The sequence below is a fragment of the Arthrobacter sp. DualSoilB13 genome (assembly GCF_055389195.1).
In genome coordinates, this window is record NZ_AP035865.1 from 3,065,277 (window position 1) to 3,078,431 (window position 13,155).

Genomic DNA, 13,155 nt, shown 5'->3' on the forward strand with positions numbered 1-13,155 from the left:
CATCCAGCACAGGGAACCTTGTTGTGCCTCCCAGCCGTCACCCAGCAGCGGATCCTAGGATGGATTCATGCTTTTTGGTGATCTTGCTCCGTTCGTGCGGCCGATGAGCCGGTGGTTGGCTACCGCCGGCTGGTTCTGCACGCTCGCCGGGCTCGCCGCCGGACTGATAGTGGCGGTAGGGACCGGTGTGAGTCTCTCCCCCGCGATGCAGGCAATCCAGACAGTGAGTTTGGTAGCAACTGCAGCTGCTGCGGTTCTCATTGGGACCGCTGCCGCCACCCAGCCAGTTGCCGACCGGGACGACGACGCCCCCGAGCCCTGGTTCTACCCGGCCGCCGCGGCGCAGGTCCGCAGTTTCCTTCTCGGAGCGATCGTCCTTCTCCTGGGCTTGGTCGGCTTCGCCACGGCCGGGCTGTTCATGCCCAGCGGACCCTCACCGCAAAGTATCGCGTTCAGCCAGATCTTCCTGCTGGGAGCGGTCAGCTGCGGACTGACGTTCCTGCTGCTCAACAAGGTGCTTCCGATCGCGGAACGGCGCACGCGCTGAGTTTTAGCTAGAGGCTAACGCCGATCAGCAAGGGCTCCGGGTGCAGTTCAATACCAAAACGCTCGACGACGCCGGAACGCACCTCACGCGCGATGGCCACCATGTCCGCGGCCGTGGCTGAGCCCCTGTTGGTGATGGCAAGAGTGTGTTTGGTGGAAAGGGAGGCCCGTCCGCCGGAGACACTGGAATCCTCCAGTCCGAAGCCCTTGCCGAATCCTGCCTGATCAATCAACCAGGCAGCGGAAAGCTTCACCAGTCCGTCATCCCCTGCCGGATATTTGGGCGCGTTGTCCGGCAAAGTCGAGGCAAGATCCGCAGGCACAATCGGGTTGGTGAAAAATGAGCCCGTGGAATAGGTGTCGCGGTCTGCTGCGTCCAAGACCATTCCCTTGGACGCGCGGAGCCGGAGGACTTCCCGGCGGACATCGTTTGAGTAGGCGCGTTTCCCTGCCTCCACACCCAGCACGCGGGCCAGCTCGGCGTAACGGATTGGCGCACTCATCCGCCCCAACGGCAATTGGAACTCCACGGTCAGCACAACGTAGCGGGGCGAGCCCTCAACGGTGGTCTGTTTCAAGATGGAGTCGCGGTACCCGAACTTGAGCTCCGAGTTGGTGAACGTCTGCACTGCGTTGCGCTCACGGTCCCACGTCCGAACGGCCGCAATGGTTTGTGAAACGTCCGCTCCATAGGCTCCAACGTTCTGCACAGGAGTGGCACCAGTGGCACCTGGAATCCCGGACAACGCCTCCAAGCCGGACCATGCGTGCAGGACGGAGTATTCCACCAGCGCGTCCCAGTTATGGCCCGCCTGAACCACCACAGACACTCCGCCACAGCTGTCCTCGGAGTTCACGGTGAAGCCCTCGGAGGCGATCTTCAGGACAGTTCCGGGGTAGCCGTCGTCGGAGACCAGCAGATTGGAGCCACCGCCAATGATCAGGATTTTGTCACCTGCAGCGTCGGCCGACCGGACGGCGTCGATGATCTCCGCCTCGGTGCGGGCCTCAACGTAGTTGCCCGCGGGGCCGCCAACGGCAGCAGTGGTCAGTTCAGAAAGCAGCGTTTGGGTCACCAATCAAGCCTAACGGGCTTCGTTGGGCTGCGCCGACTCCGCCGCCTTGCGGCCAGCCAGGGGTGCCAGGAAGAAACTGACCACCAGCAGAACCAGGGGTGCCAGCAGCGAATGCAGGATGCCGAAATGTTCAGCCAGCAACCCCAGGAGCGGAGGGCCACACAGGAAGGCACCGTAACCAATGGTGGAAACTACCGATACACGGGCCGCCGCGTGCACTGGATCATCGGCGGCGGCGGACATACCCACCGGGAACCCGAGCGAAGCGCCCAGACCCCACACCGCCAACGCCACGAACGCGAGCCACGGAACCGGAGAAAACACAAAGAGTGAAAGACCCACGACGGCGGTTGCCGAGCACCAGCGCATCACCACCACCCGCCCGAAACGGTCCAGGATGACCGTTCCCGCGAAACGGCCAATGGTCATGAACGTCACAAAGAGCCCATAACCCACAGCGCCAGCGGCATCGGACTGCCCATAACCGTCGGCAAGTGCCAGGGCCACCCAGTCCCCCGCGGCTCCTTCGGCCAATGCCAGGCCAAGGACCAGGACACCGATCAGTAGAGTCCGACGATCACGCCATGCCAAAGCCACGAGTCGCTTGTTGTCCAGCGGGACGGCAGTCTTACGGGCAACCGGCTGAGCGCCGTCCGGCTCGCCGGAGATGATGGGCAGCGGGCCGGTGGAGGGGTCCTGGAAAGTATCGGTCTCTTCAGGGTGGTAGGTCTTTGTCACTGCAGCGGTCTTTTCGGCGCGGAACCAAAAGGTAGCGGTGACCACAGACGCCGTCACTACTACGCCGGAGATCAAAAAATGCCAGAACACCGGCATGTGGATGGCGGCCGCCCAGGCGCCGAAGCCCGCAGCGGCTACCGTTCCGAGGCTGAAGGAACCGTGCAAATGCGGCATGATGTGCCGCTCCAATTCGCGTTCGAGCGAGGCCCCTTCCACGTTGGATGCGGTATTCCAACTGGCCGTACCCAGGCCCAGGATGATCAAGCCTGCCGCCACCACCAAGGGGTTGGCCGCCAAGGAGGTTCCAACACCCACAGTGACAAGGCCCGCCCCCACCATGCTGCTGCCGATCCTCGTGGTCAGCTGAGGACCGAGCCGCAGCACAATCAGGCCCGAAGCCGAGATCGAAATGAAGGACGCCACCGTCATGCACATCAGCAAAAGGCCGATGCCACCCGGCGTGAGATTCAGTCCGTCGCGAATGGCGGGAAGCCGTGAAACCCACGTGGCGAAGGCGATGCCGCTGGCCGCGTAGGAAGCAAGAACAGCGGCGCGCCACCGCGACATTTCGGTCGGAGTGGCGCTCGGTTTGCTGCGATGTTGCCAGGTGTTCGTTAGGTTCAAGAGACCTTCACAACCGCCTGCGATTTCATGAGGACCTTCTGTCCACCCGCAACGACGGTGAGGTCGACGCGCACGGTGCGGGCATCGGCGTCGAGCGCTCCCACAACACCGGTCACGTCAATGACAGCGCCGGCCTCATCGGTGCCAGTGGTATCGGTAACAAGGACGGGCTTGGTGAAGCGGGTCTGGTAATCGACGACGGCGGCAGGGTCCCCGGCCCAGTCGCTCACCAGCTGCACTGCGGCGCCCATGGTGAACATGCCGTGGGCGATGACGCCCGGCAGTTCCACGGAGGTGGCGAAAGATTCGTTCCAGTGGATCGGGTTGAAGTCGCCCGATGCTCCGGCGTACTTCACCAGGTCCTGACGGGTGACGTCAATGCTGCGGGTACCGATTTCCTGGCCGACCGTCAGTTCTTCGAATGTAGGGCTCATGGTTACTGTCCCTCTCCGCGGACCAGGATGGACGAGGTTGTGGTGGCGACCTTCTCGCCGGCTTCGGTGGAAATCTCGGAGCGTGTGGTGATCATGGCTCCCCCGCCCATGGCCCGGACACCGTCAACGTGCAGTTCGGCCACGAGGCGGTCACCGGCAACAATGGCGCGGTGGTGCGTGAAACGCTGATCGGCGTGGACCACCCGGGAAAAGTCGATGCCCGACTCCGGATCCTGGACGAGCTGGGCGTCGGCACGCTGGGCGACGATGATGGCAAACGTTGGCGGGGCAACGAGGTCGCTGTGGCCCAAGGCTTTGGCTGCCTCAACATCAAAATGCGCGGGGTTGCTGGCTTTCACAGCCTTGGCGAACTCGCGGATCTTTTCACGGCCGACGTCGTATACCTCTGCGGCAGGGTAGCTACGGCCCTGCAAGTCCGGATTGATACTCATGATCCAACCCTATCGGGCCTTAAGGCCCGCAGGCAGCGCCTTAAGAGGTGAAGGCGTTACTTCTTGTAGCTCTTGCGGATCTTCTGGCCGCGCACCACAAGCCCGGCAACGTGGAGCAACAGCCCGACACCAATGATGGGCAACGAAGCGATGGCCAGGCCTTGGTTCCCTGACGTGTTCCCCACAATGGACAGGACGAGCCCGACGGCAATCAGTCCCATGGCACCGAAAACCAGCACTTTGTACGATGTGGAGGCCGTGGCCCAAAATTGTTCCAGCACCGTCCAAGTCTACGTGGTGCGTTGCGGCCGGGTGTTGCGAGGCCTACTCTGCACCCTTGGAACCCGGAATACCCTGCGAAGCGGGCCCCACAACGCGAGGGCCCTGGCCGGGAGGGAACGCTAGAAGAGGGAGTCCTGTAGGGCCGGGATTTCCGTGGTGTGGGGGCCGAACTCGATCTTGCGGCCTTTCAACGCACCCAGGTCCGCCACAAAACTGCCCTCCACCTCGGTCCCCGCTGCGTCGGGCAGGGCCGCCAAGGCGATCGCCCCGGACACTGAATGAATCCGCAAACCGTGCCCGCCGCCGTCGAACGTTGCCGGGTAGGGGTGCCGCAAGCCGCCCTGGGCGCGGGCGGTGCACAGCGCGTCGGCCAATGCCGGCCGCCCCCACTCTTCCTCCACAACGGCGTAGCCTGTCATGGCCAGCCCGCCCAGCAACTCACGCACCCTGCCCGCGTGCTGACGGTTCACGGTTGAAAGCTCGACGGCGGCACGCGGCTCCACGAGGCCCGCCACCTTGGCCGCGGAGCGGACTTGCTGGACGAGGCCGAGTTCGCGGGTCACGAGGTCCTCGAGAACGCGAACAACGCGTCCGTCTTCAGCGTGTGCCACATAGGAAGCGTGCACAGCTCCCTGCTCAGCAAGCCGGTTCCATTTTCGGGGCGCAGAGGCAGTCCCCACTTTGGTGGCACCGTTCGCGAACGTGGCCACATAGAGCCAATGAGGCTGCATCAGGTAAGCACGGAGGCCGGTGGGAACGGATGTTCCGCGGTGGAAGTCGTGCATCAGGCGGGAGTCGTCCCGCGCAAAGCAGGCCCCGCATTGCTTTGCACGCTCGGCTGGGGAACCGCTGCGGCACGGAACATGGGTGCGGTCCCCCGGGCCGTGGACCTTCGTGTGCCCAAGGCACCACAAACCCGGGAGAACGCGCAGGCCCAGGGCTGAACCCCGGGCCAACGCCATATCAACGAACTCCTCGTCCAGCGTGAAGATACGCAGCGAAGGGGACGACGAATCCCACGCGACTCCGTGGACCAGCATCTTTACCTGACCAGCACGCTTACAGGGAAGGCTGGACTCCGAAGGCCACTGCGAGCTTCATGATCTTTTCGGCGCGGCCCAGACGCGGGAGGTCGGAACCATCGCGGATGACACGGCCGTTGGCCTCAAAGTCGTTCATGAAGTCCGTGGCCCAGGCGACGTCCGACGGCGTGGGGCTGATGACCTCGTTGATCACAGTGGTCTGGTCGATGGCCAGGCAAAGCTTGCCGGTCATGCCCATGGTCACTGTGATGCCGGTCTGCTCACGCAAGATGGGGTGGTTGGTGCCGACGGTGGGACCGTCGATGGGGCCCGGCAGGTTACCTACGCGGCTGGCGACAACGAGCTTTGCACGCGGGTACGCCATGGCCTCCGGGGTGGCTGCCATGCCGGTGTCGCGGCGGAAGTCGCCGGAGCCGAACGCCAGGCGGAAAGCACCCTGCGCGCGGGCAATGTGGTTGGCTTCCTCGATGCCAAGGGCTGACTCAACCAGCGCGATGACGGGGGTCTTGCCATCCATGCGGTGGAAGCTCTCGGTGACCTGGTCTGAGGACTCGGTCTTTGCCAGCATCACGCCGAGCAGGCCGGGGGTGCCGCGCAGGCCGGCGAGGTCATCGGCCCAGAACTTGCTGGTTGCGTCATTGATGCGGACCCAGGCCTTGCCACCGGCGGTCAGCCAGTTGACTACGTTCTCTCGGGCCATGTCCTTCTGCGAAGGGTCAACTGCGTCTTCGATGTCAAGGATGATCGCGTCTGCCCGTGAACCCGCAGATTCGTCAAAAAGCTCCGTTTTCATGGCATTCACAAGGAGCCATGAACGGGCGATGTCGGCGGGAATATTGCGGGTAGGCCGAACTGATTCGGCGGCGATGCTAGACGTCATGTATCTACCGTATCCGGCCAGCGCCCTGCACAGCGAAGAATTCCGCCCGCTTGTGAGGATCAATACGAACTAAACCCCATATGACTGTGGGGTCCGGCAGTATGAACGCCCGACGCCGGTACCCGCCAGTCATATCCGGCCCGCCTGTCGCTGTTGTTCATAGGGCTCAACACGGCGTCTTTGTGTCCCAGAGTTGCCGGGAATGGCCCCGGATTTCCTTCCGTTTCGGGCTGTTTCGCAGCGTTTCCGGGCGTTACCGCGGCACTTCCCAGCCGGCGTTGGGATGGGTTTACATCGTTCCCAAGCCGTTGCACGGGTTTGCAAACTCATGCATCAGCCGGCCACCCAACACATCCCAATCCATCGAAAGTAGCTCCCATGAAACTGCACCTGCCCCTGCTGAGCGTCGCGGCCGCCGTCGTACTTGCGCTGACGGTGTCCGGCTGCGGCGGTGCAGCCGAAGCCGGACCCGGCGCGCCAGCCGGTAACGAAGTCAAGGAACTTCGGTATCAAGGCTCCGCTAACAACGTCACCTTTCCTGAACTCGCTGCCGATCTGGGCTACCTCGGGGACCTGAAATTGAACTGGGTGGGAAACACCACCAGCGGCCCGCAGGACATCCAGTCCGCTGCGACCAATCAGACCGATTTTGGCGGCGCGTTCTCCGGAGCGGTGGTCAAGCTGATCGAAGCCGGCGCTCCCGTCAAGGCAGTGACCAACTACTACGGCTCCGACGAGAAGACCTTCAGCGGTTACTACGTCAAGGCCGATAGCACCATCAAGGAACCCCGTGACCTGATCGGCAAGAAGATCGCTGTCAATACTCTGGGCGCACACCACGAAGCCGTCATCAACACCTGGCTGACCAAGAACGGACTCAGTCAGGACGACATCAAGCAGGTTCAGTTGGTCCCGTTGGCGCCGAACGATACTGAGGAAGCCATTCGCCGGGGACAAGTGGACGCCGGAACGCTGGGCGGTGTGCTGCAGGACCGGGCCATTGAGGCCGGCGGACTGAGGTCACTGTTCAGCGACGTGGAGCTGTTCGGAACTTTCGCCGGCGGACAGATCGTGCTCCGCAACGACTTCATCGCAAAGAACCCCACCACCACCCGCACGTTTACCACCGGCGTTGCCAAAGCCATCAAGTGGGCAGCTGAAACACCCCGTGACGAAGTCATTGCCCGCTTCACCAAGATCATCGATAGCCGTGGACGCAATGAGAGCACCGCAAACCTGAAGTTCTGGAAGAGCCCCGGAGTTCCGGACGCCGGGGTCATCACGGACGAAGACTTCACCCGTTGGGAGGCTTGGCTCAGCTCAGCCGGGATCGTCAAGGACAAGCTCTCACCCTCCAAGTACTACACGAACGAGTTCAACGAGCTCGCTGCAGCGAAGAAGGGATAGTTATGACAGCCAAAATCAGTCTCCGGAACGTCACCAAGGAATTCACGGTCCGGGCAACGAAGGACACGGCAGCTACCCGGCTGACCGCCATCGATTCGCTGAGCCTGGATGTCCGTGACGGCGAGTTCCTCACTTTGGTGGGTCCCAGCGGTTCGGGCAAGACCACGCTCCTGGACCTGCTGGCCGGGCTCTCCACGCCCACCTCCGGCGAGGTATTGGTGGACGGCAAAGCTGTCACCGGTCCGGGCAAGGACCGCGCTGTGGTGTTCCAGCAGTACGCGTTGTTCCCGTGGCGGACGGCCTCTGCCAACGTGTCCATCGGGCTTGAGGGAGCGGGCCCTGACGGCAGGAAACTGAACCGCCGTGAACGGGCTGCCAAAGCAAAGGAATACCTGGCTTTGGTGGGGCTTGCCGGTTTTGAGGACCGCTACCCGCATGAGCTCTCCGGCGGAATGAAGCAGCGCGTGGCCATCGCCCGGAGCCTGGCGTACGAGCCCGATGTGCTGCTGATGGATGAACCGTTTGCTGCGTTGGACGCCCAGACCCGCGAGCAGTTGCAGGACGAACTCCTCCGGATCTGGAAAGCCACGGGCAAGACCATCGTCTTCATCACCCACGGCATCGATGAAGCCGTGTACCTCGGCGAGCGCGTGGCTGTTCTCAGCGCGAGGCCCGGCCGGCTCAAGGAAATCGTGGACATCAACATTCCGGACCGCGACGGCGATGAGGACATCCGCTCTCACCCAGCCTTCGTTGAGCACCGCCACCAGGTGTGGACGCTCCTGCACGACGAAGTCCGCCGAGCCCAGGACGCCGGCCACCGCAAAATCCTGCCTGATGGCAGCGCACCGGACGAACCGGCAACCATCACCGAAAGGAGTGCCGCCTGATGACCACCACGCTCACGCAAACAGAAGCCGCGCCCAAGACGGGCTTCGCGCCCGACCCCAGTGCCGCCGTCGAACATTCCACTACTTCGACGGCAGCGGCAGATGGTACGACGCCGGCACCTGGCCTGATGCGACGAGTCACCGGGGCGGTGGGGGCGGGTCTGTGGAAGTCCGCCGCGATCCTGGCATTCCTGGCGCTTTGGGAGCTTGGGCCGACGTACCTGGCCAGCCCGTCCACCAGGGTGTTCCTCCCGCCGCTGCACGAAGTGCTGGTGGCCTGGGGCAAGCTTTTCGAAGCCGGGACCATCCAGGGCCACATCGCAGCCAGCCTCACACGCTCAGTTGCCGGTTTCGGTGCTGCCCTGGTGGCGGGTGTCTCGCTGGGCCTGCTTATTGCCTGGTACGGGCGGCTGAACTCGGTCCTAAATCCCTTGCTGGAGCTTTTCCGCAACACCGCCGCGTTGGCTCTGCTTCCGGTGTTCACGCTGCTGCTGGGTATCGGTGAGGAATCCAAGATCAGCATCGTGGCCTACGCTGCGTTCTTCCCGGTGCTCCTGAACACCATTGCCGGCGTCAGGACCGTGGACCCGTTGTTGATCAGGGCCGCGCGTTCTTTGGGGCTCAACAGTTTCCGGCTGTTCCAGAAAGTCATCCTGCCCTCGGCGGTTCCCACCATTTTCACGGGCATCCGCATGGCCGGCACCGCATCCATCCTGGTGTTGATCGCCGCCGAAATGGTGGGAGCCAAGGCCGGCCTGGGTTATCTGATCGTGAATGCACAGAGCAGCTTCCTCATCCCGGACATGTACGCCGGCATCCTCACGGTTTCCTTGCTGGGGCTCGGCGTGAACTTCCTGTTGGTAGCCCTTGAACGGCACTTCTCCCGCTGGCGGACCGCTGTTGGCGCCGCCGCTTCCTAGACCCACCCCGCGGCTCTTGCCGCAACCATCACAACAAGTAAGGAAAGAACCATGACCGTCATTACCGAAACCAAACTCGAGTTCGCAAAGCTCGGCTCCCGCATCGGCGCCGAAATCCGTGGCTTGGACATCAGCGGTGACCTTAGCCACGAAACGGTGGCGCAGATCCGGGCAGCACTGAACGAGCACAAGGCACTGGTGTTCCGCGAGGCCAACATCCTCACAGACGAAGCCCAGGTGAAGTTCGCTTCGCATTTCGGTCCGCTGACCAAGGCACACCCCACTGTGGCCTCCGTGGACGGCGAAGAGAATGTCCTGCCTGTGGACAGCGAGAACGGCTCGGCCAACAACTGGCACACGGACGTCACTTTCGTGGTCAACCCGCCGCAGGCCTCCACGCTGCGCAGCATCGACCTTCCGGCATACGGCGGCGAGACCCTGATCGCGTCCTCGGCCGGCGCATATCAGGACCTGCCCGAGGAGTTGCGCAGCTTCGCAGACAACCTGTGGGCCATTCACACCAACGACTACGACTACTCGGTGCCCAAGAACCTTGAGCACTCCAACGCGGAGGAGCGACGCAAGGAGTTCACCCGGCTGAAGTTCGAAACCGCCCACCCTGTGGTGCGGGTCCACCCGTTGACCGGCGAGCGCGGATTGTTCATTGGGGGCTTCGCGCAGCGGCTTCGGATTGTGGGCTTGTCCAACACTGAGTCAAAGGACATCATCCGTCTGTTGCAGGCTTACGTGACGCGCCCGGAGAATGTGGTCCGGGTGAATTGGGAGCCCAACCAAGTGGTCCTGTTCGACAACCGCATCACCCAGCACTATGCCCCAGACAACTACGATGGCCAGCCGCGCAAACTCAACCGTGTGACCATTGCCGGGGACATCCCGGTGAGCATCGACGGCAAGCCCAGCCAAGCCTTGCAGGGTGACTCGAGCACCTACTCCGTGGTGGCTCCGGCCAGCCCCGCCTCGTAGCTGTGTGTTGCTGTCCGCACCCAGCTGAGTCGCAGTTAAGCGCGTTTAGAGAGGTCATAACGCGCACAACTGCGACTCAGTTGGGTTAAAACCGGGGTTAGGGGATGTTGATCCCACGCGCTGCCACCCACAGGCCGTACCACTGGGCGCGGGTCATGGTGGCAGCAACGGAGGCGGCATCAGCGCAGGCCTTGATGCGCGCAGGGTTGGTGGTGCCCACAACTGGCGAGATCCTGGCGGGGTGCTTCATCAGCCAACCCAGCAGCACCGATTCCGGCGTGGTGCCCTTCTCCCCCGCCAACCGTTCCAGCATGCCCGCCGTTGCCGACTCGGCCGGTGACAACTCCTCAGGCTGCGCACCCGTATAGCGCCCCTGGGCCAGTGAACCGTACGCCTGCAGTTCAATACCCTTGGCCATGCAGTGTTCAAGAGTCCCGTGCGGGAAGCTGTACTCAAGCCCCTCTGCATGGTTGACCAGCACAGTGCTCTCCAGCCAGTCCCGGTGCAGCAGGCTCATTTCCAATTGGTTCGCCACAATGGGCGTCTCCAACTCATCCTGGAGGTAGGCGATCTGAGCGCCGGACATGTTTGACGCGCCTAACTGCCGCACCTTGCCTTCGGCCATCAACTGCCCGACGGCGTCCGCCACCTCGCGCGGGTCCATCAACGGATCTGGACGGTGCAGGAGCAACACGTCCACGTAGTCCGTTTGGAGCCGCTTCAAGCTCTGGTTGACCCGTTCAAGGATGGCCTCGCGGGAGAGATCATAATGCGTCTCCAACCCGCGCTCCCCCAGCCGGATCCCGCACTTAGTCTGGAGCTGGATCTTTTCGCGCAGACCCTGCGAACGGGCGAGGACTTCGCCAAAGACAGCCTCGGACTTTCCGCTGCGATAGATATCCGCGTGGTCGAAAAGCCCAATGCCAATTCCCTGCGCGGCTTCGATCACCGCCGCGGCCTGATCAATCTCCGACGCCCCGTAGGACGTGCCGTCCCACGGACCACCGAGTCCCATACAGCCATAGATCAGGCGTCCCCGCCCGTTCGCAGTAGTCATACTTCAGTATTGTCCGCAGGCCCTAGGCGTTGCTGACAATCCACGCCGTGGTGTCTGACGGCAGCTTGCCATCCTCCAGCGGGCCGCTGGTTACCACGATGCTTCCCTCCGGAAGCTCAACGGGCTTGCTGCCGAAGTTGGTGACCGTGTGCCAGCCACCGGGGCGGCTGAAGTGCAGTACGTCCTGGTTGCCGGTCTCCACCCACTGAAGTTCCTCGTCAGTCTGGAGTTCACTGCGCAGGCTCAGTGCCTTCCGGTAAAGCTCCAGTGTGGAGCCTTCCACTCCCTCTTGGGTGGCAACTGCATAATCCTTGAACCACTCCGGCTGCGGGAGGTGTGCCTTGCCAGCACCGAAACCGAAGGAAGAACCTTCCTCGGTCCACGGCAATGGCACGCGGCAACCATCCCTGCCAATCTCAACGCCCGGGTTACGGAAGAAGGACGGGTCCTGGCGTTCGGAATCGGGAATTTCCGAGACTTCGCGCAAGCCAAGCTCTTCGCCCTGGTAGAGGTAGGCAGAACCGGGAAGGGCGAGCAGCAGGAGCGTTGCGGCGCGGGCACGACGCAAGCCGAGTTCGACGTCGAGCTCTTCTGCCGGCGCGCCGGCCAGCAGCCAGCCCTTGCCGTCCTGACCCTTGGGCTCTCCGCCGGTGATGTCCTGGGCCGCGTTGGTTCCTTGCGCCACGGAACCCCCCTTGGGCAGACCGTAGCGGGTGGCGTGGCGGACGACGTCGTGGTTGGAGAAAACCCACGTGGATGAGGCCCCGGACTCCTTGGCGGCTACCAGGTTGTCCGTGATGATTTTCTTGAAGGACGCGGCATCGAAATCGGACTGAAGCAGGTCGAAGTTGAACGCCTGGCCCAGTCCCTCAGGGCTGGCGTAGCGGGCACGGCGGGACTCGTGAACCCAGGCCTCGGCAACGGCAGTGCGCGGCGGGTTGTACTCGTTGAAGAGCTTGCGCCACTCGGCGTAGACCTCGTGCACTTCATCACGGTCCCAGAATGGGTGGGAGCCATCGGTGAAGCCATCCGTACCGTGTGCCTTGGCTTCCAAGTCAGCCTTCATGGGCAGCGGCTCGGACAGGTCCTTGGCCATGCCGTGGGCAACATCGATGCGGAACCCGTCCACGCCGCGATCCGACCAGAAGCGCAGCGTCTTGAGGAAGTCCTCGCGGATCTCCGGGTTCTCCCAGTTGAAGTCCGGCTGCTCCTTGGCGAAGATGTGCAGGTACCACTGGCCGGGAGTGCCGTCTGGTTCAGTGATGCGGTCCCAGATGGGTCCGCCGAAGACAGAGTCCCAGTCCGACGGCGGCAACTCACCGTTCTCGCCCCGGCCGTCGCGGAAGATGTAGCGGTCGCGTGCCGCGGAGCCCTTGGGCGAGGCCAGCGCTTCCTTGAACCATTCGTGCCGGTCCGAGGAGTGGTTGGGAACGATGTCCACCACGATCTTGATTCCTGCGGCGTGGAGGGCAGCGGCCATCTCGTCGAAGTCCTCAAGGGTGCCCAGCTTGGGGTCCACATTGCGGTAGTCGTCAACGTCGTAGCCGCCGTCCGCGAGCGCCGACGGGTAGAACGGGCTCAGCCAGACGGCGTCGATCCCCAACTCCTTCAAGTACGGGACCTTGGCCGTGATGCCCTTGATGTCCCCGAGTCCATCACCGTTCGCGTCGTAGAAGCTGCGCGGGTAGATCTGGTAAACGGCTGCCTGACGCCACCAGTTCGGATCGGCCATGCGGTCTGAATCGGTACGGTGTGCCTGCGTGGCGGAAGTACTCACGAAACTCCTTTGATTTAGAATCTAAATTTATGTCCCGGACCAGTA

At 63.0% G+C, this 13,155-nt stretch carries 14 protein-coding genes; 5 read left to right on the forward strand and 9 right to left on the reverse strand.

The window, feature by feature from the left end:
- The first annotated feature begins 67 nt into the window (after positions 1 to 67).
- A complete protein-coding gene (locus tag ACZ5J0_RS14140; protein ID WP_062073243.1) occupies positions 68 to 547 on the forward strand; it encodes a hypothetical protein in 480 nt (159 codons plus the stop codon).
- Positions 548 to 554: 7 nt separating this feature from the next.
- On the opposite strand, the gene ACZ5J0_RS14145 is transcribed toward ACZ5J0_RS14140, so the two are convergent.
- The 7 genes from ACZ5J0_RS14145 to ACZ5J0_RS14175 all read right to left on the reverse strand — a co-directional run bounded on the left by ACZ5J0_RS14145 (position 555) and on the right by ACZ5J0_RS14175 (position 6,075).
- Positions 555 to 1,622 (reverse strand): UDP-N-acetylmuramate dehydrogenase, encoded by a 1,068-nt coding sequence (locus ACZ5J0_RS14145; protein ID WP_142938327.1) that lies wholly within the window; start codon positions 1,620 to 1,622, stop codon positions 555 to 557.
- A 9-nt stretch (positions 1,623 to 1,631) separates the two neighbouring features.
- Positions 1,632 to 2,927, reverse strand: coding sequence for an MFS transporter (locus ACZ5J0_RS14150; protein WP_250820116.1), 1,296 nt, complete (start codon positions 2,925 to 2,927; stop codon positions 1,632 to 1,634).
- A 53-nt stretch (positions 2,928 to 2,980) separates the two neighbouring features.
- The gene (locus tag ACZ5J0_RS14155; protein WP_142938325.1) at positions 2,981 to 3,418 is read right to left on the reverse strand and encodes a MaoC family dehydratase; all 438 of its coding nucleotides are present in this window, start codon (positions 3,416 to 3,418) and stop codon (positions 2,981 to 2,983) included.
- A gap of 2 nt (positions 3,419 to 3,420) precedes the next feature.
- On the reverse strand, positions 3,421 to 3,870 hold the full coding sequence (locus ACZ5J0_RS14160; RefSeq protein WP_024817634.1) for an FAS1-like dehydratase domain-containing protein: 450 nt from the start codon (positions 3,868 to 3,870) through the stop codon (positions 3,421 to 3,423).
- A 56-nt stretch (positions 3,871 to 3,926) separates the two neighbouring features.
- Positions 3,927 to 4,151 carry a DUF3188 domain-containing protein gene (locus ACZ5J0_RS14165; protein WP_166839878.1) on the reverse strand — a complete coding sequence of 75 codons (225 nt, stop codon included), beginning with the start codon at positions 4,149 to 4,151 and terminating at the stop codon, positions 3,927 to 3,929.
- Positions 4,152 to 4,271: 120 nt separating this feature from the next.
- Positions 4,272 to 5,192, reverse strand: coding sequence for a DUF2797 domain-containing protein (locus ACZ5J0_RS14170; protein ID WP_464093324.1), 921 nt, complete (start codon positions 5,190 to 5,192; stop codon positions 4,272 to 4,274).
- A 19-nt stretch (positions 5,193 to 5,211) separates the two neighbouring features.
- Positions 5,212 to 6,075 carry an HpcH/HpaI aldolase/citrate lyase family protein gene (locus ACZ5J0_RS14175; protein WP_142938322.1) on the reverse strand — a complete coding sequence of 288 codons (864 nt, stop codon included), beginning with the start codon at positions 6,073 to 6,075 and terminating at the stop codon, positions 5,212 to 5,214.
- Between the two features lie 378 nt (positions 6,076 to 6,453).
- Between ACZ5J0_RS14175 and ACZ5J0_RS14180 the strand changes: the two genes are divergently transcribed.
- The 4 genes from ACZ5J0_RS14180 to ACZ5J0_RS14195 are packed head-to-tail and all read left to right on the forward strand — an operon-like array spanning position 6,454 to position 10,276.
- Entirely contained in the window at positions 6,454 to 7,482 is a 1,029-nt protein-coding gene (locus ACZ5J0_RS14180; protein WP_166839874.1) for an ABC transporter substrate-binding protein, read from the forward strand.
- A gap of 2 nt (positions 7,483 to 7,484) precedes the next feature.
- A complete protein-coding gene (locus ACZ5J0_RS14185; RefSeq protein ID WP_166839872.1) occupies positions 7,485 to 8,372 on the forward strand; it encodes an ABC transporter ATP-binding protein in 888 nt (295 codons plus the stop codon).
- Positions 8,372 to 9,292 (forward strand): ABC transporter permease, encoded by a 921-nt coding sequence (locus ACZ5J0_RS14190; protein WP_464093325.1) that lies wholly within the window; start codon positions 8,372 to 8,374, stop codon positions 9,290 to 9,292. Before ACZ5J0_RS14185 ends, ACZ5J0_RS14190 begins: the two co-directional genes overlap by 1 nt.
- A 51-nt stretch (positions 9,293 to 9,343) precedes the next feature.
- Complete coding sequence (locus tag ACZ5J0_RS14195) at positions 9,344 to 10,276, forward strand: TauD/TfdA dioxygenase family protein (RefSeq protein WP_142938318.1); 933 nt, start codon at positions 9,344 to 9,346, stop codon at positions 10,274 to 10,276.
- 97 nt (positions 10,277 to 10,373) lie between these two features.
- Here ACZ5J0_RS14195 and ACZ5J0_RS14200 read toward each other — a convergent pair whose 3' ends face one another.
- Together ACZ5J0_RS14200 and ACZ5J0_RS14205 are read right to left on the reverse strand one after the other, a co-directional pair.
- Complete coding sequence (locus ACZ5J0_RS14200) at positions 10,374 to 11,333, reverse strand: aldo/keto reductase (RefSeq protein WP_464093326.1); 960 nt, start codon at positions 11,331 to 11,333, stop codon at positions 10,374 to 10,376.
- Positions 11,334 to 11,355: 22 nt separating this feature from the next.
- Positions 11,356 to 13,110, reverse strand: coding sequence for a glycoside hydrolase family 13 protein (locus ACZ5J0_RS14205; RefSeq protein WP_142938316.1), 1,755 nt, complete (start codon positions 13,108 to 13,110; stop codon positions 11,356 to 11,358).
- Positions 13,111 to 13,155 lie beyond the last annotated feature (45 nt).

Coding starts and splice junctions, on each gene's coding strand:
- ACZ5J0_RS14150 (WP_250820116.1), bottom strand. CDS start 2,927: ATGTCGCGGTGGCGCGCCGCTGTTCTTGCTTCCTACGCGGCCAGCGGC.
- ACZ5J0_RS14160 (WP_024817634.1), bottom strand. CDS start 3,870: ATGAGTATCAATCCGGACTTGCAGGGCCGTAGCTACCCTGCCGCAGAG.
- ACZ5J0_RS14180 (WP_166839874.1), top strand. CDS start 6,454: ATGAAACTGCACCTGCCCCTGCTGAGCGTCGCGGCCGCCGTCGTACTT.
- ACZ5J0_RS14155 (WP_142938325.1), bottom strand. CDS start 3,418: ATGAGCCCTACATTCGAAGAACTGACGGTCGGCCAGGAAATCGGTACC.
- ACZ5J0_RS14175 (WP_142938322.1), bottom strand. CDS start 6,075: ATGACGTCTAGCATCGCCGCCGAATCAGTTCGGCCTACCCGCAATATT.
- ACZ5J0_RS14200 (WP_464093326.1), bottom strand. CDS start 11,333: ATGACTACTGCGAACGGGCGGGGACGCCTGATCTATGGCTGTATGGGA.
- ACZ5J0_RS14190 (WP_464093325.1), top strand. CDS start 8,372: ATGACCACCACGCTCACGCAAACAGAAGCCGCGCCCAAGACGGGCTTC.
- ACZ5J0_RS14185 (WP_166839872.1), top strand. CDS start 7,485: ATGACAGCCAAAATCAGTCTCCGGAACGTCACCAAGGAATTCACGGTC.
- ACZ5J0_RS14170 (WP_464093324.1), bottom strand. CDS start 5,192: ATGCTGGTCCACGGAGTCGCGTGGGATTCGTCGTCCCCTTCGCTGCGT.
- ACZ5J0_RS14195 (WP_142938318.1), top strand. CDS start 9,344: ATGACCGTCATTACCGAAACCAAACTCGAGTTCGCAAAGCTCGGCTCC.
- ACZ5J0_RS14140 (WP_062073243.1), top strand. CDS start 68: ATGCTTTTTGGTGATCTTGCTCCGTTCGTGCGGCCGATGAGCCGGTGG.